At 58.0% G+C, this 23,641-nt stretch carries 18 protein-coding genes; 4 read left to right on the top strand and 14 right to left on the bottom strand.

The genetic code is table 11. The annotated features are described in order from the left end of the window. Positions 1 to 13: 13 nt before the first annotated feature. Positions 14 to 1,081, top strand: coding sequence for a lipoyl synthase (gene lipA, locus FrondiHNR_RS05740; RefSeq protein ID WP_279354281.1), 1,068 nt, complete (start codon positions 14 to 16; stop codon positions 1,079 to 1,081). A 262-nt stretch (positions 1,082 to 1,343) separates the two neighbouring features. On the opposite strand, the gene FrondiHNR_RS05735 is transcribed toward lipA, so the two are convergent. Genes FrondiHNR_RS05735 through smc form a run of 3 tightly spaced genes read right to left on the bottom strand, consistent with a single transcriptional unit; the run spans position 1,344 to position 6,435 of the window. Then, complete coding sequence (locus FrondiHNR_RS05735; protein ID WP_279354280.1) at positions 1,344 to 1,835, bottom strand: metallophosphoesterase family protein; 492 nt, start codon at positions 1,833 to 1,835, stop codon at positions 1,344 to 1,346. Positions 1,836 to 1,871: 36 nt separating this feature from the next. Further along, a complete protein-coding gene (gene ftsY, locus FrondiHNR_RS05730; RefSeq protein ID WP_279354279.1) occupies positions 1,872 to 2,744 on the bottom strand; it encodes a signal recognition particle-docking protein FtsY in 873 nt (290 codons plus the stop codon). Positions 2,745 to 2,781: 37 nt separating this feature from the next. Then, on the bottom strand, positions 2,782 to 6,435 hold the full coding sequence (gene smc / locus FrondiHNR_RS05725; protein ID WP_279354278.1) for a chromosome segregation protein SMC: 3,654 nt from the start codon (positions 6,433 to 6,435) through the stop codon (positions 2,782 to 2,784). Positions 6,436 to 6,575: 140 nt separating this feature from the next. Here smc and FrondiHNR_RS05720 point away from each other — a divergent pair, with 140 nt between their 5' ends. After that, on the top strand, positions 6,576 to 7,382 hold the full coding sequence (locus FrondiHNR_RS05720; protein ID WP_279354277.1) for an aminoglycoside 6-adenylyltransferase: 807 nt from the start codon (positions 6,576 to 6,578) through the stop codon (positions 7,380 to 7,382). Positions 7,383 to 7,403: 21 nt separating this feature from the next. Here FrondiHNR_RS05720 and mutM read toward each other — a convergent pair whose 3' ends face one another. The 8 genes from mutM to FrondiHNR_RS05680 form a co-directional block, all read right to left on the bottom strand. After that, positions 7,404 to 8,294: a bifunctional DNA-formamidopyrimidine glycosylase/DNA-(apurinic or apyrimidinic site) lyase gene (mutM, locus tag FrondiHNR_RS05715; RefSeq protein WP_279354276.1), complete on the bottom strand. Its 891-nt coding sequence runs from the start codon at positions 8,292 to 8,294 to the stop codon at positions 7,404 to 7,406. Continuing rightward, positions 8,287 to 8,973: a ribonuclease III gene (gene rnc / locus FrondiHNR_RS05710; RefSeq protein ID WP_279354483.1), complete on the bottom strand. Its 687-nt coding sequence runs from the start codon at positions 8,971 to 8,973 to the stop codon at positions 8,287 to 8,289. The genes mutM and rnc overlap by 8 nt, the downstream gene beginning before the upstream one ends. 96 nt (positions 8,974 to 9,069) lie before the next feature. Next, the gene (gene rpmF, locus FrondiHNR_RS05705) at positions 9,070 to 9,273 is read right to left on the bottom strand and encodes a 50S ribosomal protein L32 (protein ID WP_279354275.1); all 204 of its coding nucleotides are present in this window, start codon (positions 9,271 to 9,273) and stop codon (positions 9,070 to 9,072) included. Positions 9,274 to 9,295: 22 nt separating this feature from the next. Next, complete coding sequence (locus FrondiHNR_RS05700) at positions 9,296 to 9,781, bottom strand: DUF177 domain-containing protein (RefSeq protein WP_279354482.1); 486 nt, start codon at positions 9,779 to 9,781, stop codon at positions 9,296 to 9,298. A gap of 192 nt (positions 9,782 to 9,973) precedes the next feature. Continuing rightward, complete coding sequence (coaD, locus tag FrondiHNR_RS05695; RefSeq protein WP_279354274.1) at positions 9,974 to 10,453, bottom strand: pantetheine-phosphate adenylyltransferase; 480 nt, start codon at positions 10,451 to 10,453, stop codon at positions 9,974 to 9,976. Between the two features lie 153 nt (positions 10,454 to 10,606). Next, positions 10,607 to 12,421 carry an ABC transporter ATP-binding protein gene (locus FrondiHNR_RS05690; RefSeq protein WP_279354273.1) on the bottom strand — a complete coding sequence of 605 codons (1,815 nt, stop codon included), beginning with the start codon at positions 12,419 to 12,421 and terminating at the stop codon, positions 10,607 to 10,609. Beyond that, entirely contained in the window at positions 12,418 to 14,262 is a 1,845-nt protein-coding gene (locus tag FrondiHNR_RS05685; RefSeq protein WP_279354272.1) for an ABC transporter ATP-binding protein, read from the bottom strand. The genes FrondiHNR_RS05690 and FrondiHNR_RS05685 overlap by 4 nt, the downstream gene beginning before the upstream one ends. A gap of 615 nt (positions 14,263 to 14,877) precedes the next feature. Further along, positions 14,878 to 17,118 carry an ATP-dependent DNA helicase RecG gene (locus FrondiHNR_RS05680; protein WP_279354271.1) on the bottom strand — a complete coding sequence of 747 codons (2,241 nt, stop codon included), beginning with the start codon at positions 17,116 to 17,118 and terminating at the stop codon, positions 14,878 to 14,880. 93 nt (positions 17,119 to 17,211) lie between these two features. On the opposite strand from FrondiHNR_RS05680, the gene FrondiHNR_RS05675 reads away from it, so the two are divergent. Then, positions 17,212 to 17,814: an RsmD family RNA methyltransferase gene (locus FrondiHNR_RS05675; RefSeq protein ID WP_279354270.1), complete on the top strand. Its 603-nt coding sequence runs from the start codon at positions 17,212 to 17,214 to the stop codon at positions 17,812 to 17,814. A gap of 124 nt (positions 17,815 to 17,938) precedes the next feature. On the opposite strand, the gene FrondiHNR_RS05670 is transcribed toward FrondiHNR_RS05675, so the two are convergent. Together FrondiHNR_RS05670 and gabT are read right to left on the bottom strand one after the other, a co-directional pair. Continuing rightward, entirely contained in the window at positions 17,939 to 19,384 is a 1,446-nt protein-coding gene (locus FrondiHNR_RS05670; protein ID WP_279354481.1) for an NAD-dependent succinate-semialdehyde dehydrogenase, read from the bottom strand. 108 nt (positions 19,385 to 19,492) lie between these two features. Then, the gene (gene gabT / locus FrondiHNR_RS05665; RefSeq protein ID WP_279354269.1) at positions 19,493 to 20,833 is read right to left on the bottom strand and encodes a 4-aminobutyrate--2-oxoglutarate transaminase; all 1,341 of its coding nucleotides are present in this window, start codon (positions 20,831 to 20,833) and stop codon (positions 19,493 to 19,495) included. A 123-nt stretch (positions 20,834 to 20,956) separates the two neighbouring features. Between gabT and FrondiHNR_RS05660 the strand changes: the two genes are divergently transcribed. Further along, positions 20,957 to 22,549, top strand: a complete 1,593-nt coding sequence (locus FrondiHNR_RS05660) for a PucR family transcriptional regulator ligand-binding domain-containing protein (RefSeq protein ID WP_279354268.1) — start codon at positions 20,957 to 20,959, stop codon at positions 22,547 to 22,549. 95 nt (positions 22,550 to 22,644) lie between these two features. Here the strand turns inward: FrondiHNR_RS05660 and thiL are convergent, their stop codons facing one another. Then, positions 22,645 to 23,628 carry a thiamine-phosphate kinase gene (gene thiL, locus FrondiHNR_RS05655; protein WP_279354267.1) on the bottom strand — a complete coding sequence of 328 codons (984 nt, stop codon included), beginning with the start codon at positions 23,626 to 23,628 and terminating at the stop codon, positions 22,645 to 22,647. Positions 23,629 to 23,641 lie beyond the last annotated feature (13 nt).

The raw sequence follows: 23,641 nt of genomic DNA, 5'->3' as shown, positions 1-23,641 counted from the left end.
ACAAGGAGCTTCCATGAGCAATACCCCTCCCGTCAACCCCACTCAGCCGGGTAGCGGATGTGGCGCGCCCACCACCGCGGAGGCCACTCCCTCACAGGCTCCTCGGGGACGCAAGCTACTACGCCTCGAGGTTCGTAACTCTCAAACCCCGATTGAGCGCAAACCCGAATGGATCAAAACCCGAGCCAAAATGGGTCCCGAATATCGGGAACTGACCGATCTGGTTAAATCGCAAAAACTCAATACGGTGTGCCAACAGGCCGGCTGCCCCAATATCTTTGAATGCTGGGAAGACCGAGAGGCCACATTTCTCATCGGTGGTTCCCAATGCACCAGACGCTGTGACTTTTGCCAGATCGACACGGGGAAACCGGCCGATTACGACGCCGAAGAACCGCAGCGGGTAGCTGAGTCGGTGCGTGCCATGAACCTGCGATACTCCACCGTCACCGGGGTGGCACGCGACGACCTTCCCGATGAAGGAGCCTGGTTACACGCCGAAACGGTACGCAAAATCCACGAGCTTAACCCCGAGACGGGAGTGGAGCTCCTTGCCACAGACTTCTCGGGTAAACCCGAACTTCTGAACATCATTTTTGAATCAAAACCCGAGGTCTTTGCCCACAACGTGGAAACCGTACCCCGGGTCTTCAAACGGATACGCCCCGCTTTTGAATACGAACGCTCCCTCGGGGTGCTCACCCAGGCCCGCGAGGCAAACATGATCACCAAATCCAACCTCATCCTCGGAATGGGAGAAACGCGAGATGAAGTGAGCCAGGCGCTACACGACCTACACGATGCGGGCACAGACATCATCACACTCACGCAATACCTACGCCCGAGCCCACGTCATCTTCCGATTGATCGCTGGGTCAAGCCCGAGGAATTCATTGAGATGAAGACGGAGGCCGAGGCCATCGGTTTTAAGGGTGTGCTTGCGGGACCCCTCGTACGCTCCTCCTATCGAGCGGGCCGCCTCTGGGCACAGACTATGCGAGCCCACGGGCGTGAGCTACCTTCGCACCTCGCCCGCCTAGCACAGGAACAGCCCTCCGAGTTTGCTCAGGCCGTTCGATAACCTGGCCCGTACGAAGCGCGCGTGCCACATCGTCTCGCCCGTCGCGGATGGCAAACTCAACTGCAACATCATAGTCGTAATCAATACGGCGTTCATCCACGAGCCATCCGCTAGCGCCAGTCTTCTCGATCACCGTGTATCTCGCCTGCGGTGCTCCAGCCTGTACGCGGTGCGGTAGAGGGGTATCATCTTCACAGGCAGGCCAGCCGACACTGCCGGGATTCACGATTAGAGAACCATTTGGTAATCGCCTGGTGCGTTGTCAGTGGGTGTGCCCGCACACAAACACCTCAAAGCGGTCGGTTGATGCCCCGAGTCTCTCCAAGACTTCTTGATCATTGGCCTCACGGAGGGAGTCCGGTACCGCCGAGTCGACCGTGTGAAGTAGGTAGCACAGGTCATCATCGGGTGAGCCGTGGAAAGCAAGAACACCCGGAGCAGGCTCCACCGTAACCGGTAGTCCTGCGGGCCGCTCGCGGTCATCGTAGGTGAGCAGATCAAACGCGAGTCGATCCGATGCGCCCATATACTCACGTGAGAGGGTCAAGAACTGTCGTTCGTGATTACCGCGCACGGTCAGAATATCCGGCCGTTTACGCAACACGTCCAGCGTGCCCCGTGGGTCGACTCCACAGGAGGCGATATCCCCCAGGTTCACAATTTGCTCGATGCCGTCACGGGTGATCGCCTCCAGCACTGCTACAAGGGCAGGAGTATTGCCGTGGATGTCAGAGATGAGAGCAAGGCACGACATCCACCCAGCCTAGACGACCTTTCGACACGGAAGGCGTCATCCCACCAATTGTTGCGCAAACACGTGGGGGGTGAAGCCGGTGAGGTCACCGATCCCCTCTCCCTGCCCCACGAGCTTCACCGGGATACCGGTCTTCTCCTGCACCGTCAGGATAAAGCCGCCCTTTGCCGAGCCATCAAGTTTGGTGAGGACAAGACCCGTTACCCCGGCATGCTGAATAAAGGCCTCGGCCTGAGCCAGCCCGTTCTGACCCGTTGTGGCATCAAGCACCAGCAGCACCTCGGAAACAGGAGCCTGCTTCTCGATCACACGACGAATCTTAGTCAGCTCGTCCATTAGACCCCCCTTGGTCTGCAGGCGACCGGCGGTATCAATAATGACCATTTCGGTGCCGTTTTGTTTAGCCTGCTCCACGGTTTGAAACGCGACGGAGGCCGGATCCTGACCCTCGTGCTGGGGCCGCACAATCTCAACATCGGCACGCTGAGCCCAGGTCGCCAGTTGTTCAACGGCAGCCGCACGAAACGTATCCGCGGCCCCCACAACAACCGAGCGGTCATAATTACGCAAAAAACGCGCAAACTTACCGATGGTGGTGGTCTTGCCCACACCGTTAACCCCCACGACCAGGATCACGGCGGGACGCTCCTGAAGGTTGAGCGTGGGGTCTAGCAGGGATAGCTTCTCTTCGAGGGTCTCACGAAGCATACGCCTGAGGTCTTGAGGATCGGTTGTGCCGTATCGGGTAACTTTTGCGCGAAGATCGTCGGTGATACGTTCGGTAAGGTCGGGGCCAAAGTCTGCCGTGATGAGCGCCTCTTCGAGATCATCCCAGGTATCTTCGGTGATGGTTTCGCGAGTAAACATGCCGCGAAGGGCTCCTGCGAGGGACCATGATTTTTCAGCCATAGGATCAATCTTAGCTCGAGGGAAGGGGTCTCCCGGGTTACTCGGTGGGTTCCACTACGGATTCTTCTCGCGCGATCTTTTGTCCCACCACGGCGGAGACACCATCCTGCCGCATGGACACACCGTACAGGGCATCCGCGATCTCCATTGTTCGCTTCTGGTGGGTGATAACGATGAGCTGAGAGTGCTCCCGAAGGTCCTGAAAAATGGTGAGTAGACGACCCAGGTTGGCGTCATCCAGAGCGGCCTCGACCTCATCCATGATGTAGAAGGGACTAGGGCGAGCTTTAAAAATCGCGATGAGCAGAGCGACCGCAGCCAGAGAACGTTCCCCACCCGAGAGCAGGGAGAGACGCTCAATCTTTTTACCCACGGGACGCACCGACACTTCAATGCCCGTTGTGAGCATATTGTCGGGATCGGTGAGAGAGATATCACCCGTTCCTCCCGGGAAGAGAACCGGAAACACCTCACCAAAAGCGGCTTTGGTATCTTCAAATGCCTCGGTAAAAATGCCCTCCATCTTCTCGTCAAGTTCGCCGATAATGGTGAGCAGGTCAGCCCTGGTGTTTTTCAGATCGGCCAGCTGTTCGGCGAGAAAGTTATGGCGCTGCTCAAGAGCGGCAAACTCTTCCAGGGCAAGCGGGTTTACTCTTCCCAGTTCGGAAAGTTTACGCTCGGCCTGACGCAGGCGTTTTTCCTGATCGGCACGGACATAAGGAGTGCCTTCGGTATCCGTCGAGACTCCGGAGCGAGACTCAGACCCGGGGGCAGACTCAGACCCAGACTCAGACTCAGACCCAGACTCAGACTCAGACCCAGACTCACTCTCAGATTCCAAAACAGCCTCGGGCTCTTGCTTCCCTCCAACGTGAATCAGCTGATCCGGCCCGTACTCGGCTATCAGAACCTCCTCCACCAGGCCAAACTCGCTGCCGGCCCGCTCCAGCAGACTGGAAAGCCCCAGCTTCTTCTCGTAGATCTGAAGCTCAAGAGTGTGAACATCGTCGGTCAAGACCCGGAGACGATCACGGATCTCTGCCTCCTCACGCCGCAGTCCGGTGAGTTCGGCGTTCTGCGCGGCCCGTTCCTCCTCCGCTCGCTTCTGCACAATACGTGCCTCCGCCACCGAGCGCCCCACCGAGTCGAGCACCTCGGGAAGAGCCGAGGCCACCTCGTGAGCAATAGCCATCTGACGCGCCCGGATGACGGCCAGACGCGCCGCCTCCTCGGCCTGCTCGCGCTCCCTTTCGTATTGTGTGCGTAAACCGTCTACTCGTTCCTGAGCGGCGCGGATGCGCTCACGCGCGGTTTCAAAGCCCAGACGAGCATCCACCTCGGCAGACCGTGCCTCCTCAAGTTCCGCTTGCAGCGCGTCACGCTCGCTCACATCGAGAATCGGGCGCGGCCTCGAAGCTGCCTCATCCAGGGCCTGCATCGCCGAGGCTAGGCTCTGCTCGGCCTCCTCTACCGCAGTTGCCGCCACGCTCAGGCCCAGCTCAAGACGTTCCGCTTCGGCAGCACTCGCCTCAGCCTGAATCCGGAACCGATTGAGCTTTTCGCTCACCGCGGCCTGCGCCGCATCATTTTCACGGAGAGCAGACAGCGCCTGAGCCGCCTGTTCTTTCGATATTTTCACGGTTTCCCGCTGTTCTGTAAGCTCGTAGCGCGCGGTCGTAATGGTTTTTTCCACCTCGACCAAACGCTCCGCGGCGGAGTCCCTATCGGCCACAAGTTCAACCCGGCTGGGAGAGTTTCCTGACCCCCCACGCACAGCCTGCTGGGTGAGAACATCTCCGCTGAGCGTCACAATCGTGACCAGCGCAAGATCGGCACGACGCACGATAGTGGCGGCAGCCTCTCGGGCGCTGCCGAGATCCTCCGCAATGAGGGTGTGTGAAAGTATGCCGAGCACACCGCCGGGGGCGCTCACCACGGACGCCGCAGATACCACACCCGTAATGTCTGAAGCATCAATCAGGGTGTGTGGGGCGCTCTCGATCACAAGATCAACCCGGCCAAGATCGTGAGCCTCTGCGTGGGCAACAGCGTCATAAGCAGAGTCGTGATCACGGGCAAGAATCGCCTCGCCCAGCGTACCCAGAGCAGCGCCAATCGCGGTCTCGTACCCCGGCTGCACCCTGACGTGTTCCGCAACCCGACCCTGAAGCCCGGGGTGCTCTCGAGTGAGCAGGGCTGCTCCGGCATCTTTTCGATCAAGGGCCAGCGATAACGCGCTCACCCTGGAGGCAAGCGCTTCACGCTCACGCTCGTGACCGTGAAGGAGGTCACGTAACCGCTCAATCTCTGCCTCGGCCGCACTCACCGTTTTTTGCGCGCGATGATACGCATCGTCAAGATCCTGATCGTGCTCAAGGCCGTGTTCGCTCTGCTCCGCGAAGATAGCGTGCTCCTGCATCGCTACCGCGTGACGCTGCTGCGCCTCCTCAAACGCTTTTTGCTGCCGCAGCACCTCATCGCGCACGGTACTCAACCGGGTTTGAGCAGCATCACGCTGGCCGGTGAGCTTGGATATTTCAAGATCGTGACTCGACATGAGTGCACTCTGCGCAGCAATATGCTCATCAATAGCATCAAGCGCCTCGCGAGCAATACCCGTGCCGTGCTGCGCTTCCTGCCAGCGCTCTTCAGCCTCGGGAACCATATCGGCCAGGTCCTCAAGCTCAAGCTCGGCATCCGCCACCGAGCTTTGAGTAACACGCGGCGCCAGATCGGGCATGTCCGCCTGGCTACCGAGCAGCGAAAGCCTCTGGTGGGCGAGGGTGAAGAGACCCCTAAGCCTCTCCTCTATCGCCTCCAGAGCATACGTGGTCTGTCTCGCCCGATCAACGGAATCCCCCACCTGCTGTTGCTCAATACGGGCAATGCGTAATTGTTTTTGCTCTAGCTGTTCCTGAAGGACGATTCTCTCACTGTGCCGTGAGGCCTCACCTCGGTTAAACTCCTCAAGCTCACGGCGCAGGGTTACCACGTCATCCGCAAGCAAACGAGCCTTGGAATCGCGAACCTCGGCCGCTATTGTTTGAGCCTCACGAGCGACCTCGGCCTGACGCCCAAGCGGCTTCAGCTGACGCCTAATCTCGCCCGCCAAATCGCCCAGCCGGGTGAGGTTTGTCTCCATAGCATCGAGTTTACGAACCGTTTTTTCTTTCCGGCGTCGATGCTTCAGAATACCCGCAGCCTCCTCAATGAAACCGCGTCTCTCCTCGGGTGTGGCCCGCAACACCGCATCAAGCTGTCCCTGACCCACAATAACGTGCATTTCTCGCCCCAAACCAGAATCTGAGAGGAGTTCCTGCACGTCAAGAAGGCGGCAGGTCTCACCGTTAATGGCGTACTCGCTTGCACCGTTGCGAAAAAGCGTACGGCTGATGGCAACCTCTGTGTACTCAATCGGAAGAGCGCCATCGGAGTTATCGATGATGAGTTGCACCTCGGCACGCCCGAGCGGCCCGCGGGTGCTAGTTCCGGCAAAGATGACGTCTTCCATCTTGCCGCCCCGCAGAGTTTTAGCCCCCTGCTCCCCCATCACCCAGGCGAGCGCGTCTACCACGTTGCTTTTGCCGGAGCCGTTGGGGCCCACCACGGCGGTAACACCGGGCTCAAAGATAAAGGAGGTTGGTTGGGCAAACGATTTGAATCCCTTGAGCGTGAGGCTCTTTAGATGCACCCTCGTTACCCTCTCTGCGTGTTATAAACCGTGTCTACAGGGTTCCAGGCTACAGGAGTTAGCGCGGATTACACTCGCTATCCGGCATTTTTGTGATCTTGCGTTGAGGTTTGCCCCGCAAGTCGTGGCAAGATAAAGAAGTGGACTATACCCAAGTCATTAACACCCTGGTTCACTGGGCGTCAACTCGCGATGACATACGGGCACTCGTTCTGACCGGATCGGCCGCCTCCCATACGGCACACCCGCTTTCGGACCGAGACATTGAGGTGTTCAGCACGGATGTTCCCGCGCTACTGACCGACGAAACCTGGTGGCGAGCCCTCGGAGAGGTTCTTGTGATTGAACGACTTACAGACGGCGAAAACAACCCCACCCGCCTGGTGTACTATCGAGGCGGAAAAATCGACTTCACACTACTTCCCCCCGAACAGCTTCGCGCCCGCCCCCGATCCCAAGCGTTCCGGGTACTGCTTGACAAAGACAACATAGCCTCTTCTCTTTCCCTACACAAACAAACAGCGCTCCCACCGTCGGCTCAGGACTTTAACGAGTCGATCAACTGGGCCTGGGCGGCGGCACTCATGCAGGCCCGGGCAATCGTACGCCACGAGCCCTGGTCAGCTAAGATCCGGGACGCGGATCTCAAAAAAGAGCTGCTGAGAATGATCGAGTGGGACCATCACGCGCGCTACGGGTCGGGGTTTAATACTCACCACCGCGGAGCACGAATGCGTCAGTGGATGGATGCCGAGGTGCAGCAGGCGCTCGAACAATGCTGGGCCGGTTTCAGTGCGGAGGATTCTATTCGGGCCCTCCGCGCGACCACTACGCTATATCGTTCCCTCGCGGGACGCACCGCAACAAACCTCGCCCTGCCAGATTTTAATCACGGGCAGCTCGAAACCGAGCTCCACAGAATCCTTGGGGTTCAGGCATCCCAGTGACTCAGGCTAGGCCGCGCGGCGTCATCGCCGCCGCTGGCAGCGCGGACAGAAATGAGACGACCGCCCACCAATTACAATGCGCTGGATCGGGGTATCGCAGCGGGAACAGGGCTTACCGGTGCGCCCGTAGGCGTTCAGGCTGTGTGCAAAATATCCGGCCTGACCGTTGACGTTAACGTATTGGGTATCGAAGCTTGTTCCGCCCTCCGCCAGGGCTTTTGCGAGCACCACGCGTACGGCGGCAAGAATTGCTCGGGCCCGCCGTACAGACACCTCCTCGGTGGGGTGTTCACCGTGGGTTCGGGAGGCCCACAGTGCCTCATCCGCGTAAATATTACCGATGCCGCTCACCAATTGTTGGTCAAGTAGGGCACGTTTAATTCCCGTGCGACGCTGACGCAACCGAAACACAAAATACTCGTCGTCGAAGGCGGGATCTATGGGGTCCCGCGCAATATGGGACACCTGCTGGGGAATCATGGGCTCTGCAGACCCAGCACCACCGGGAAGTCCATCCGGAGTGGGCTGCATTCGGTCGATCGCCATCGAGCCGAATATTCTCTGATCAACAAAGTCCATATTGAGCTCGCCGTGTATCGGATGCTCAAGCTGAGTACGAACCCGTAGCAGTTTTTCCACCGGCTGACCCGAAGTGCGAAGCAAGACCTGCCCACTCATTCCGAGGTGAATCACCAAAGCCCGCTCACCGTCCAGCGGCAACCACATAAACTTTCCCCGACGCACAGCCGCACGGAACTTTTTTCCCGTCAGCAAATGCTCAAAAGAACCGGTATTCGAATCGTGACGTCTCAAGGAGCGCGACTCAAAAACCTCCACCGCCTGAGCGGTAGCGTTTGTTACCGCGGGTTCAAGGCCCAGACGGACAACCTCAACCTCGGGAAGTTCAGGCACTCTCGTTTTTGTCCCGGGAGAAAAGTGTCCAGGCGGCCAGTGCAGCGGCCACCTCGGCCTGCTTCTTGCTGGTTCCCGTTCCCGTTCCCCGGTCTTTCCCACCCACCGAAACAACAGCGGTAAAGATCCGGTTGTGATCCGGGCCCTCGCCCGTAACCGTATACTGCGGCGCCGAAAAGCCACGCTCAGCGGCTATTTCTTGCAGACTGGTTTTGGGGTCCATGGCTGCTCCGAACCGATCGGGATCGGCCAAAAGCGGCTTGATCAGGTGCAGCACAAAGTTATTGGCTACCACAGGACCACAACCCACAAAAACCGCACCGATAATGGCCTCTACCGTGTCCGCGAGAATCGAGTCTTTTTCTCGACCTCCCGTGAGTTCCTCACCTCGACCCAGGCGTAAGTGTTGGCCCAGCTTAAAATGCCGAGCCACTTCCGCGAGGGCCGCACTGCTGACCAGGCTTGAGCGACGCTTTGCCAAAATTCCCTCGTTAAGATCAGGATTATCCTGAAAAAGCTTCACCGTCACGGCCTGTCCGAGAATTGAATCACCCAAAAATTCCAGGCGTTCATTGTGCGGCTCACCACCGTTTTCATATGAAAACGAACGGTGAGTGAGTGCCTGAGTGATGAGGGTATCAGGCAATTCGACCCCCAGACGCGCCAAAAAGCCGTGCATGTCTTCACTGTGTGAATCCATGAACGGCTCTTCGGGTACGGCAGAGGAACTAACGCTAGTGTGTTCTTGATTATCTGCCACGGGTCTTACGACCGACTAGACGTCGGCTACCTTGCGTCCCTTGTACTCGAGGAAGAGCGGTGTACCCGCTGAGTCCTCGACTACCTTTGCGCGGTGAGGCAGACTATAGACGGTCTTACCGTTCTCTATGGTCTTGACCAGCTTGGGCACCTCTGCCTTCCACTGTGAACGACGCGCGTGGGTGTTTGCGCGAGACTTTTTCCTCTTGGGAACAGCCATTACTCTCTCTTTTCTCTCGTACTTACGGCACAGACTCGATGTCTGTGCCCTCGTTTTGGGAAGCCGCCAGTTTTTTAAGCGCAGCCCAGCGCGGATCGGTTTCCTGCGGGGCTTTGCCGGCTTCAGCTTCGGTGAGCTTTTCACCCGTTACCGGGTCGAGCCCGAAACACTCCGGCTGGCACACGGGCTGAAACGGGAGCGATAAAACTACCGCATCCCGCAGTGGCGGTTCAAGATCCACGTGGTCGTCTTGAACCTCATACTCGTATGCCTCATCTAAAGAATACGCGAAAAGTTCCGTAAATTCGACTTGAACCTCCAGAGCAAGATCGCTAAGGCAGCGTCCGCACTCCCCCCGGGCCGTGGTAGCGACCGTCGCGGTAGCTAAGATTCCCTCGTGAACAGACTCCAGTCGGAGACCAAGATCAAGAGGCTCACCCGCCTTTACGGTAACCAACCCCGCACCCAACTCCTCAGGTACGACAATATGCTGATGACGCTCCCGCATCTCACCCGGATGGTGGACGAGGTCACGAACATTCTCGCGATAAACACTGGTTGACACCCTGATACCTTACCTGAATTTTCATGAGAATTAACCTCATTCTTCGGGATAGTCCTGCACGTGTTGCTTATTGTGGGCTGAGAACAAGGATTTTGCGCTGGTCATAGCAGCATTACCCGCCACAACACCACACCGTTAGCTCCGCAAAAACTTCGCAACAGCCTCGGGTACGTAAGGGCTCACATCACCGCCAAGTTCGGCGACCTGTCGCACCAGCGAACTGGACACGTGCGCGTGCGCGGGGTCAGGCAGGAGAAACACGGTCTCTACACCGGCCAGGCTTCGATTCATAATGGCCATGGGCGTCTCATAGGCCACATCAACCTGGGAGCGGATACCTTTTACTAAGACGGATGCGCCCACATCGGTACAGTAGTCGACCAGGAGACCTACACTCCAGGAGGCAACAATAATGTTTGCCGGCATACCGGCATCACGAATGGCAGCCTCCAACAGCGACACGCGCTGCGAGATGGGTAAAAGCGCCTCTTTATCGGGGTTGTGCACCACCAACACATGCACCTCGTCAAAGATGTGTGCGGCTCGTTCAATAACGTCTAGGTGTCCACGGGTGACCGGATCAAACGATCCCGGAACGACAGCGATCCTACTCATGCTCTCCAGGGTATCCTGATCGATCAGTGGATGACGAGTACAACCACCGGTTTTGAAGAAATTCTCATGATTTACGAAGCGCTTACCTACAAATATCAAAGTAAGTTGGTGCGCCCCTTCCGCGGCATGCCGGGAAGAGGACGCACCAAAGCGCTAAACTAGCGAGTTTCTCCAGGCCGCGTGCAATTGCGCGAAGCGTCCTTCGCCGGAGATCAAGGCCGCGGGTGAACCGTCTTCGACAATCCGTCCCTGCTCCATCACCAACACACGATCCGCGATGGCAACGGTGGAGAGACGGTGCGCGATAATTACGGCTGTGCGATCCGCGAGCAGTGTTTGTAGAGCGTTCTGCACCAACCGTTCACTGGGAATATCAAGCGAGCTGGTTGCCTCATCGAGAATAAGCACTGATGGATTTGCCAGGAACGCTCGTGCAAAAGAAATAAGCTGGCGCTGCCCCGCTGATACTCGACCACCTCGCTTATTTACATCCGTATCATAGCCGTTTGGTAACCCCCGAATAAACGCGTCGGCGCCAACCGCCTCGGCGGCGGCTACTATTTCCTCGCGCGTAGCATCCGGCTTACCGAGCGCAATGTTATCGGCGACCGAACCGCTAAAGAGGTAGGCCTCCTGGGTGACCATCACTATTGCGCGGCGCAAATCTTTTGGATGCAATTGGCGCAGGTCCACGCCATCAAGCTTCACCGATCCCGCGCTCGGATCGTAGAAGCGCGAGATCAATTTGGCCAGCGTGGACTTGCCCGCTCCCGTGGTGCCCACCAGCGCTATTGTCTGCCCCACCGGAATATCGAGACTGAAGTTTGGCAGAATAACGCGGTCATCCTGATAGGCAAACGTGACCTCGTCAAACTGTATGTGCCCCTCCGACTCCCAGAGGTCTACCGGCTTGGCAGGGTCAGGAACGGTGGGTTCCTCCTCCAGCACACCCGAGATCTTTTCGAGGGCTGCGGTTGCCGATTGGTAGGAGTTATAAAACATTGCCATCTCCTCCATCGGGTCAAAAAACGTGCGGGTATAGAGGATGGCCGCAAGCAGCACACCAATGGCAAGCTGTCCCTCAACCACACGGAACCCGTTTATGAGCAGTACAATGCCCACGGTTACGTTACCGATCATGATAAGGCCCGGATCAAACACACCAAAGAGTTGAATAACCCTCGCGTTTACACCGCGGTAGGCCTCGACCAAACGGCCAAATTCTTTTTCATTTCGTTTTTTCTTACGAAACGCCTTGACCGCGCGGATTCCCGTCATTGTCTCTACAAACTGCACAATTACCTGAGCGGAAGCCACTCGCGAAATACGAAATAGCCTCTGTGAGCGCTTCTGAAACCAGCGCGTCAGGAAGAACAGCGGGATCAGGGCGCAGAGCAAAGTCACTCCGCTTACCCAATCCAGAGAGAAGAGTGCAATCGCCACAAAAATCATGTAGAGAAAGCCCTGTATAAGCTGGCTAATTCCCGAGTCAAGCAGCTCCCGAATTGAGTCGAGGTCACTCGTCTGACGAGAGATAATACGGCCCGATGTGTATGATTCGTGAAACTCGAGTGAAAGCTTCTGGGTGTGCAGGAAAACCCGCTTCCGTAAATCAATCAGGATTGCCTGACTGATCCGGGCGCTCAAGATCGTGAACCAGGCAATCAGCGCAGCACCTATCGCCCCGATCACCAGATAGAGGATGCCTGCGGCAGCGAGAGGAAACCAGTCCCCGAGAAGCAGGGCGGGCAGTCCACTGTCTATTCCAAACGCGATGATCGCCGGGCCCGATACCTGAGCGGCAGTGCTGACCACAACCACAATGGCCGCGAGTATGATCCGCCCCCGGTGCGGACGCAGAAGGGAACCGAGTAGGCGCAACGAACGCTTTCTCATGTGTTTGCTCTCAACGCGAGTAAAGTCGTGCCTTTCCTCGCCGTCTACACCCCGTACTGATGCGGTAGTCACAGGTTCACCTCCATAAGAATCTCCTCTTTTTCTTCATCTTCCATACTGGAAATAACAAAACGATAGTGTTCATTGGTCGCAATTAACTCCTGGTGAGAACCCACCGCGGTGATCCGACCGTTCTCGAGTAACGCCACCCTGTCGGCCAGCATCACCGTTGACGGTCGATGTGCCACCACAAAAGCGGTGGTGGTTGCAAGGACCCGGCGCAGCGCGGCCTCTACCAGCGCCTCGGTATCCACGTCCAGCGCGGAGAGGGGGTCGTCAAGCACCAGCACCAGGGGGTTTGCCGCTACCGCCCGGGCCAGAGCGAGACGCTGTCGCTGCCCTCCCGAGAGGCTGAGTCCTTCCTCACCCACCGTTGTGTCAACACCCTCGGGGAGTTCGTGAACGAACTTAGCCTGGGCTACCTCAAGCGCCTCCGTCAGAATCCGCTCGGCCTCATCGGAATGCGGGTCAAGATCGTCACGCCCGAGCAGCACGTTTTCGCGTACGGATGCCGAGAATAGCGTGGCATCCTCAAACGCCATTGCGATGTGCTTGCGCAGATCGTAAAGACTCAGATCGCGCACATCAACACCGTCGAGTCGGATGCTGCCACCCGTGACATCGTAAAGCCTTGTGGTGAGGGCGGTCAGGGTTGATTTACCGCTTCCGGTCAGACCAACCAGGGCCATTGTCTCCCCCGGTTTTACAACCAAATCGATACCGTTGAGCAGATCGGGGAAACGTTCCGGCGAGTCCTGGTAGCGGAAGTGCACCTCGTCAAAAACAAGTTCTCCCGCGGGGTGGTTAATCTTTTTGGGTTCGTCGGGATCTGTGATGGTGTTGGCGGTATCCATCACCTCAAAAAAACGATCGGCCGCCGTGCGAGTGTCAAAAGTATTTGAGAGAAGAAAACCAATTGACTCAATGGGGAAACGCAGCACGGTAGCGGTGGCAAAAAACGCCACAACCTCGCCCACAGAGAGCTGCCCCAATGAGGCAAGCCAGACGCCAACAACTAAGCAGGCGCCAAAAGCGATGTCCGGTACAAGCATCAACCAGAACCAGAGTCCGGCTACCGCTTTTGCCTTGGAAATCTCGGTGCCGCGTAGTTCCTCCGCCTGTGATTCAAATTTTCTCAGCGCGTGTTTACCACGGCCAAACGCTTTAAGCACCCGGATGCCGTGCACAGACTCTTCAACGGAGGTTGCTAGATCACCGGCCTGATCCTGGCTTAACCGGGTAATCACCGAGTATTTCTTTTCAAAGAGGTAACCGTATATCCACACGGGGATTGAGCACACCAAAAAGATAAGGCCGAGCATCCAACTCCAGGTGGCCAGGATGATAAGCCCAGCAATAATCGTCACCAGGTTCACAACGAGCAGCACAAGCCCAAAAGAAATCCAGCGCCGAATCAGGTTAAGATCACTGACCGCTCGTGAGAGCAATTGACCGCTGGGCCAGCGATCATGAAAAGAGATGGGAAGGTCCTGAAGCTGCTCATAAAATTCGTTGCGCATACGCGCCTCGATGTGCGTACCCGGGGTGAGTACAAACCAGCGGCGAAGCGCAATCAAGAGGGCCTCGGCAGCCCCCAAACCCACAACCAGCAGAGCCGCAGGCCAGACCTGCCCGGGGTCTTTTGCCGCCAGTGGTCCGTCAACTAACCAGCGCAGCACCTGGGGGACGCTCAAGGCTACCAGGCTTGCCAGTAGCGCGGCAACCATTCCAAGGATGATGCGGGGAAGAGCGGATTTGGCGTAGGGAAAAATTCTGAGCAGGGTGCGTAAAGTACCCGGTCGAGACCCTGCAGCTGGTGCCTGGGTGCTCCGAGAAGATTCAGCGGCGGACATAAATATTCTGATCCAATTTCTAAGTTAGTATTCTTATTCTTTTAATAATAGTTAGCATGCCTGACCAGTACCCCAGTAGTAGGGAACAGATCTGTGCTGGTGGGGAGAGCGAGTTCCATGACCTCTTCTGCGCAATGCACAAACGAATGTGTGGAAAGCTATGCGTCCCACACCGCATCCGATGGTTTTAGTCGAGGGCTCCGCTTAACCTAATCGACCAGTGCGCTATTCGGATTTTGTATACCGATGCGCCGATACGGGTGTGGGGCAGTGAACGCGGTTGCGGAGCGAGGCGACCCTATCGTTGTCATCCTAGCCTCCTGAACCTATGATCTTCACTAGGCCGTGCAGATCAGCACAGCCGGCATCCAGTTTACGCCGATAACCCAAAAAGACGCAAGCAATACCTTACAAACCCGTTCCATACTCACGCAATCATCCCGCGATAAGCCCGCTTTAAACCGCGCATTCCAAGGACTTGAGCTTCGGACAAACACACCCTGGGCAAGCACAGCACGAAGAAAAATACTTCGGGAACCCGGGCTACCCACCCACAGGATGGCCCTCATCAGTATTACCCGCCGCGATGCGCAGACAGAGCCCCGGCTGACGCGGCTAAGATTTTCCGAGAAACTCTCGGGCGGTCTCGTCCAGGCGACGATCCAGGGCACGCCGTAAAAGTTGATTCTTGTGAAGCCCCTGGTCCTCTGCCAGAACGGTTTCTGCAAGCTCACGGGCTCGTTCAATCAATGCACCATCTCGTACCACGCGCAGCAGCCGAAGGGATGACTTACCTCCGGCCTGGTTGGTACCCAGAACATCACCTTCCTTACGTAGTTCAAGATCAACCTGGGCCAGCTTAAAACCGTCGAGGGTTGAGGCAACCGCCTCGACCCTTTCACGCGCCAGGGTACCCTCCATCGCCTCCGTCACAAACAGTGCGAGCCCCGGAACCTGGCCTCGTCCCACACGTCCGCGAAGCTGATGTAGCTGTGAAACGCCAAAGCGGTCGGCGTTGAGCACCACCATGGTGGAGGCATTCGGAACGTTAACCCCCACCTCAATGACGGTGGTTGCCACCAACACTCCGATCTCTCCCTCAGCAAAGGCCTGCATCACGGCGTCTTTTTCTTCCGAGGACATTGCCCCGTGCAGACCCTCAACACGGGCTCCAGAAAGCTGTGGGTGCTGACGAAGCATCACCAGAGTCTCTTCAACCGTGGCCAATCGAGTCTTCTTCTCTGGTTGTTCATCGTCATCAAGCAGTATCTCGGAATCGGGCTCAAGCGTTTCGCTTCCCGACGAGGAGCCCTTGGCCGGAGCAATTGCGGGGCAGACTACAAACGCCTGTCTGCCCTGCTTAAGCTCCTCTGCAACCCTCTGCCAGGTGCGATTAATCCAACCGGGGTGCTCCACCAGGGGAACAACATGACTTGTAATGCCGGCCCGGCCCGCGGGCAGCTCCCGGATGGTACTGATGTCAAGATCACCAAACACGGTCATGGCTACCGTGCGCGGGATCGGGGTTGCGGTGAGCACAACAGTGTGCGGGGATGTGCGAGCCTTTGCCCTGAGAGCCTCGCGCTGCTCAACACCAAAACGATGCTGCTCATCGACCACAACGAGTCCCAGGTCAAAAAATTGCACACTCTCGGCCATCAGGGCATGAGTTCCTACAATGAGCCGGGAGTTGCCGGAAGCCACCTGGAGCATGGCCCGCTTACGCTCCGCCGCAGAGAGCTGACCCGTGACCAAGACCGGGATAAGTTTTGCCGCCAGATCTGGACCCAGCGTGTGAACAATGGAGCGAAAGTGCTGGGCGGCGAGAACCTCGGTGGGAGCGAGGAGCGCGGCCTGACCACCACTATCGGCAACCTGCAACATTGCCCGGAGCGCCACCAAGGTTTTACCCGAACCCACCTCACCCTGAACCAGACGGTTCATGGGGCGAGTTCCCGCGAGTTCGGCAGAAATGCGCTCCCCCACCACCCGCTGGTCGGAGGTGAGGGTAAAGCTCAGATCTCGGTCGAAGCCCTCTAGCACTCCCCCAACCCGTATCGGTCGAGGCTCGGCAGGCTGCTCCGCCAAAAGCGCTCTGCGCTCAAGCAGCGCCAGCTGCAGGAGAAAGGCCTCCTGAAAGCGTAGAGCGTGTGCGGCGGGCTGCCATTCACCATCGTTTTCAGGCCGGTGAATCTGTTTCAGCGCTTGGCCATAGCCAACAAGTTTTTCTGCACGCCGAACACTCTCGGGCACTGGATCGGGGATGAGCGAGAGATCTTGAGGCAGGCTGTCAAAAATCACCTCGATGGAACGCTCAATCTGCCAACTAGCGATTGTTCCCGTGGCCGGATAAATGGGGATGGGGGCATCTTTAAAGCGCTCTATCCTAAGACTAGAGCCCTCATCTGACGACTCTTTGGCCGCGGTCTCGTTACCCACGCCCTCGTCAAAAAGTTCGTATAGAGGATGTGCAAGCTGGCTGACCCCACGATACTCGCCAACCTTGCCCGAGAATATTCCGCGCGCGCCAACACGTAGCTCCTGTGAGCGCCACGACTGGTTAAAAAAGGTGAGGGTGAGGATGCCCGTGCCGTCTGTAATCTTGACCTCGAGGATACCCCCACGCTTGTTACGCATGGGGCGCTCCCGCACATCACGCACCTCCGCAACGATGGTGACCGTTTCTCCACGCGGCAAATGAGCCAGATTTGTGAGTTCGCCCTTACTCGCGTAACGACGGGGATAGTGACCCAGCAGATCTCCCACGCTGGTGTAGCCAAAAGCCTTTTCGAAGGCCGTTGCTGTGCGTCCCCCCAGCACTTTACTCAGGGACGTATCAAGGGTTGAGTAGGTCACACATCAACTGTAACGTGCTCAGCCGACAGAAAAACATTTCAAAACGTTGTGAGATTGTGCCCCACACGCCACAGAGGATGTACCCTCGAGAGGGTGACAAGAATCATCTCCGGCTACGCGGGATCGCTCAGGCTAAACGTACCCAAATCCGGCACCCGACCCACCAGCGACCGTGTGCGAGAGGCCATTTTTTCGGCGCTTGACTCGTGGAATGTTCTCCCGGGCTCCCACGTTATTGATCTCTACGCGGGTTCCGGAGCACTCGGACTCGAGGCAATCAGCAGGGGGGCCTCACGTGCAACCCTGGTAGAAAAAAACCCGGCGGCCGCAGCGGTGGCCCGCACGAACGCTCGCTCCGTCATAGCTGCCTACCCTCGAGAACGTGCGGGAGACCCCCCACCCCGGATCAATGTGGTGGCACGCGGCGTTTCATCCTATCTGGAGTCCGCCACCGTGGCTGCCGACGTGATCTTTGTTGATCCACCCTACGAGCTGAGCGAAGAGCTTCTTCAGCGTGATCTTGACCGGATAGCCGATCTCCTCAGCCCTCACGGGATCGCCCTCATTGAACGGAGTTCCCGTTCTCCCGAGCCCGCATGGCCGTCAACTCTCACCCAATTTCGTCGCAGGGATTACGGAGAAACCACGCTGTGGTGGATAGAACTCTCAGAGTCGCGGCCCCCGGCTGCAGAATGACACCGAGGGCCGCTGATTTCCACACGAAACCCTACCCGAACAGGCGTGAGCGACCAACAAGGGTCGTGCCCGAGAAAACTACTCGGAGTCGCCCGAGAACCCGACAGGAGAACAATCGATAAACCTAGGCGGGAAGGTTGGGAATAAGCGTGTATTTGGTTGAGAGATATTCGTGAATGCCCTCAGCCCCACCCTCACGGCCTAGTCCCGATTGCTTAACCCCACCAAAGGGTGCCGCAGCGTTCGAAACCAGACCGGCGTTGAGTCCCATCATTCCGGCATCAAGCTGCTCGATCATGCGATGACCCCGCGCGAGATCGCGCGTAAACACGTAGCTAATCAGGCCGTATTCGGTGTTATTGGCGAGGCGTACCGCCTCCTCCTCGCTGGTGAAGGTGATGATGCCCACAACCGGCCCAAAAATCTCCTCGCTCAGAAGACGGGTGTCTTGAGCAAGATTGATAAGCACCGTTGGCTCAAAAAAGTGCCCCGCACCCTCGATACGCGACCCACCCGAGACCAGGGTTGCCCCCTTATCCACGGCATCCCGAACCAGGGACTCGGTGCTGTCAACCGCATCTGCATTGACCAGGGGCCCAATGTTCACTCCCTCGTCAACACCCGGCCCAACCCGCAGCGCATTCACCCGCTCAGTAAGTTTTGCGGCAAACTCCTGGGCAATGCTCTCGTGCACGATAAAACGGTTTGCCGCGGTGCAAGCCTGTCCAATATTACGGAACTTAGCAAGCATTGCGCCGTCCACGGCGGCATCAATATCGGCATCCTCAAAGACCAGGAACGGCGCGTTTCCGCCCAGTTCCATCGAGGTACGCAAAACGCCCTGAGCCGATTGCTCGATGAGCTTGCGGCCCACCTGGGTGGAGCCGGTAAAGCTCAGCTTGCGCAGGCGAGGGTCGGCAATAATGGGGCCAGACAGCGCGGAGGAGGTTGAGGTTGTGAGAACGTTCACCACACCCGCCGGAACACCGGCATCCTCAAGCAGTTGGGCAAACAGGAGGGTGGTGAGGGGGGTGAGTTCCGCAGGCTTCACCACAACCGTGCATCCGGCCGCAAGCGCGGGTGCAATCTTACGAGTGGCCATGGCGAGCGGGAAGTTCCAGGGGGTGATAAAAAAACAGGGCCCGACGGGGCGCTGCGACACGACTATCTGTCCGGTTCCCTCCGGGTTGACGCCGTAGCGACCGTTAATGCGAACTGCCTCCTCGCTGAACCAGCGGAGAAATTCGCCTCCGTAGGTGACCTCACCGTTGGCCTCGGTCAGGGGTTTTCCCATTTCGAGCGTCATCAGGAGAGCAAAGTCGTCACGGCGTTCCTGAAGAAGTTCCCACGCCCTGCGCAGAATCTCAGCCCGCGTGCGGGGAGCTGTGGCCGCCCAGGCCTCCTGCGCGGCGACCGCGGCATCAAGCGCTCGGATGCCATCGGCGGGACTCGCGTTTGCAATGGTTTTTAACGCCTCTCCCGTGGCCGGATTGCTCACGGTGAGGGTTTTGTCAGCCTCTGCGTTTACCCACCGACCGTTGATGTACAGTCCGCTGGGAACCCGGTTCATGAGGTCGTTTTGACGTTCTGTGAGGGTGTTACCGTTCACGGTTTCTCTTCTCTCTGTGAGGACTTCTTTGTTCGAGGAATTGTGGAGGGAGTGTCTCACACTCCCACGCTAGCTAACGCTGAGAGCTTCGGCAACCACATCGAGGCCCTCCATAAGGAGCGCGTTGCTGATGGAGAGCGGAGGGAGGAAACGGATGACGTTTCCGTAGGTTCCACAGGTAAGCACAACAACCCCGTTCTGGTGTGAATGCCGAGCGATAGCCGCGGTGAGCCCGGGGTCGGGTGTGATGCCGTCTTCTTTAACAAACTCGACGGCCATCATGGCACCGCGTCCGCGGATATCACCAATACGAGCGTCCGTATCTTGCAACCGAACAAAGTGCTCCCTGATAGTGTGCTCAATCTCAACCGCACGGTCATCAAGTTTCTCTTCGATATAGGTTTCGATTGTGGCCAGGGCAGCCGCACACGCGATGGGATTTCCGCCGTAAGTTCCACCGAGTCCGCTGGGGTGTGTGGCATCCATAATCTCCTGGCGTCCGGTAACGGCCGAAAGGGGAAGGCCACCGGCGATTCCCTTTGCCGTGGTGATGAGGTCAGGGACGATACCGTAGTGTTCCGAGGCAAACATTTTCCCCGTGCGAGCAAAGCCGGTTTGCACCTCATCCGCGATAAAAACCACGTTGTTGTCACGCGCCCAGTCGACGAGGGCGTTCAGGAAACCGTCTGCGGGGACAATGAAACCGCCCTCCCCGAGGATTGGCTCGATAATGATAGCGGCAAGGTTTTCGGCACCAACCTGTTTTTCGATCTGATCGATCGCGATTTTAGCGGCTTCGGCTCCCGAGAGTGCGCCGTCGCGGAAGGGGTAGGAGACCTGAGCGCGGTAAATATCTGAGGCAAAGGGGCCAAAACCACTCTTGTAGGGCATGTTCTTTGCGGTGAGACCCATGGTGAGGTTGGTACGTCCGTGGTAGGCATGGTCGAACGCAACAACAGCCGTTTTTTTGGTGTATTGCCGCGCAATTTTGATTGCGTTTTCAACCGCTTCCGCCCCCGAGTTGAACAGGGCGGAACGCTTTGGGTGCTCACCCGGGGTCAGCTCGTTGAGTTTTTCGGCGACTCTCACATAGGAGTCATAGGGGGTTACCATAAAGCAGGTATGGGTAAACTGCGCTACGGCATCCTGAACGGCCTGGACAACACGAGGGGCACTGTTGCCCACGCCGGTGACTGCGATTCCCGAGCCAAGATCAATCAGTGAGTTACCGTCTGCGTCAACAATGACGCCACCGCCGGCGGCGACCGTATACACAGGGAGCCCCACGCTCACCCCGTCGGATACGGCGTGAGACTTACGGGCGGACCACTCCTGTGAACGAGGTCCGGGAATCGAGGTAACCAGCTTGCGTTCCTGAGCGAGGGTGGGTCCTCCGAGTGGCGCGTTCATGATGGTGGGTTTCTCCTTTAAAGCCAGCGGATGATGAGGTTTCTGTAATAAATATAGGTGCATAACGCCACTCAAAAACTGCCATTATGTATATTCGATCCGCTTTCTTTATACACTATGGCAATGAGTATTACCCTGCGCACACTCCTCGCACAGACGGCCCTCAACCTGCGCGTACTGATCGATCCCCTGCACGCCCCCTCTGACGCCCCTCCGCAAATGCCCTCCCGAGGTACCGTTAGCGGACTAGACGCCACCATCGAGTGGGTCCACAACTCCGATCTCAAAGACCCGACCCCCTTCCTCACCTCTGGAACGGTGCTGCTCACCACGGGAGCCCAGTTCACGGGCAACTCCCCCGATGAATACCGCAGATACGTTGCGGCGCTTGTGGCCCGGGGGGTGAGAGGTCTCGGATTTGGTACCGACGTGAGCAGCGGAGAAGTCCCACCACACCTCGTTGCAGCATGCAGCGAACGCGGATTCCCCCTCTTTGAAGTTCCCTACAAAACCCCTTTTATTGCAATAGTTAAACGCGCGGCAGACCTGATCAATACCGATAAACACGCTCGCGATTCCTGGTCGCTTGGCGCACAACGGGCGGTGGCCATGGCCGCCCTGCAGAACGACGGACTCGCGGCATCGCTTCACGAACTCTCACGGCAGCTGGGCAATTGGGTTGCGCTCTACGATATCGCAGGCAACCCGATGCACATTTTCCCCGACTCTGCGTTAACAGCAGCCCTAGCCGATGATGTCACGGGGGAGGTCAGCAAGCTCCTGGCCGCAGGAAACCGATCAAGCGCAAGCAACACTCGACACACCGGACGAGTCTCTCTGCAGACCCTCGGCTCAACCGGGCAGCTACGAGGTGTTCTTGCGGTCGGCGGTGATAGCGCCCCCGATGCTGCGGCGCTCACCGTAATCACAAGCGTTGTGGCGCTCGCCAGCCTCTCCCTGGAGCAGCGTCACGCACTCGGGCTCGCGGGTCGGCACTTGCGCACGGGAACGCTACGGTCACTGCTCGACGGTAACCTCGAAACCGCCTCCCACATCTCGGACCTGCTCTGGGGAGGACTCCCCGAGACGCCCCTGACGATTATTGCCTGCGACCTCCCCATCGCCACAGAACGGATTATCCTAGACGGCCTCAATAGCATCGCCTCTCACACAGCTGGGAGCATATTTTATGCCGACCTTGACGAGAACCTCATCATCCTGTGCAGTACCGCAGGATTTACTACCGCGGTGCGCTACCTTCTAGAAAAATCTGTCAGCCTCGGATCATCACACCCCGGTGATCTGAGCGATCTGGGAACCCTTATTAGCCAGGCCCGCCAAAGCCTCACACACGCCCTCGACGGGACGGAAGCCGAACACATCACATTTTGCGAGCTTGCGGATCAGGGAGTGTGGTCGCTGATAGATAGGGGACCTGCAAGACTCGTAGCCGATGCTCTACTCGAACCCCTCCGAGAAAACGATCGCCACACCGGTGGCCAACTCGAACAGACCGCCCAGCGCTGGCTCTTCCACAACGGCCAGTGGGCGGTGACCGCGGCCGATCTGTCGATACACCGGCATACCCTCAAGCATCGGATCGAGTTGATTGAGCACCTACTCTCACGAGACCTGAGTTCGTTTAACGCTCGGGCAGAACTCTGGGCCGCCCTGCAATACGCCTCGCAGCCTACCGACCCGCCTCCGGGGCACTGAATCCTTTTTCAGAGACTCTAGAACGGATAATTTTACGAGCGTGTGGTCGGAAAAATCTAACATATCGTGTCGATCATCCCGTTGACTCCACATCCTCACGGATGCATGATGGGATCCCATCCCCTCGGCGCAAACGGAACCCCGTCCAGGTAAACCGCAACACCTCGGAGGGGAGGAAGCACCTCACCGATCACCCGAAAACCGGGAGGAACCTCCCGCTTCGCAAAGGTGGCAAGCAGAGCATGGTCTTCACCACCGGTGAGAGCGTCTTCGGGGTAGGCACCCAGCTTACCCGCATAAAGGTTCAGAGCAACCCCGCTTGCCGCCGCAATCCGGGACGCGTCTAGGCTGAGCGAATCGGAGATATCCATCATCGCGGAGGCCCCCGCCACGCTCGCCACAACACCCAACGGAACCGGGGGGCTTGGCGATAGCTGAGCCGCAAGAAGTTCGGGGGAAGCCATCCATAGGTCGGCAAGGCCGTCAGCCGTGGCGTTCCCCAAGGCATCCACACAGCGTTCAAAGAGAAGCCGCAACCCGGCGGCCGCCTCACCCAGCGTACCGGCCACCGCCACCACGTCGCCCACCCGCGCTCCGGAGCGAAGAACCGGTGCGCGGCCCTCCAGGTCGCCCAGCGCGGTGACCGCAAGCGTGAGAACGGTCGAGCGAGAAAGGTCTCCCCCCACCACCGCGCAACCCGGGGCAAGTGTTGCGCAGGCGGCATCAAGACCCCGCGCGATCTCGGTCACATAGCTCACCGCAAGGTTCGCGGGCATCGCCAGCGAAACTGTCAGCGCCGACGGCCGAGCCCCCATCGCTGCAACGTCAGAGAGGTTGGTGGCGGCTGCCTTCCATCCCAGCTCAAAACCCGAATGCCACACCCGGCGAAAATCGGGACCCTCTACCATCAGGTCACTGGTCGCAACGATCTCTCCCCGAGGGGAAAGCACAGCCGCGTCGTCACCAGGACCCACCACCTGGGTTTCCGCCCGCCCAAAATGGGGAAGGATGCGCGCTAAAAGCTCACCCTCCGAGAGGTCTGATATTAGACGTTCAGCGTTCTCTGTGACTCGGGACATAAACACACGGTAG

Origin of the sequence: Lysinibacter sp. HNR (assembly GCF_029760935.1) — a bacterium.
Taxonomy (GTDB): Bacteria; Actinomycetota; Actinomycetes; order Actinomycetales; family Microbacteriaceae; genus HNR.
The sequence above is the reverse complement of the archived record's forward strand: the minus strand, read 5'-3'. Positions and strand labels throughout refer to the sequence as shown.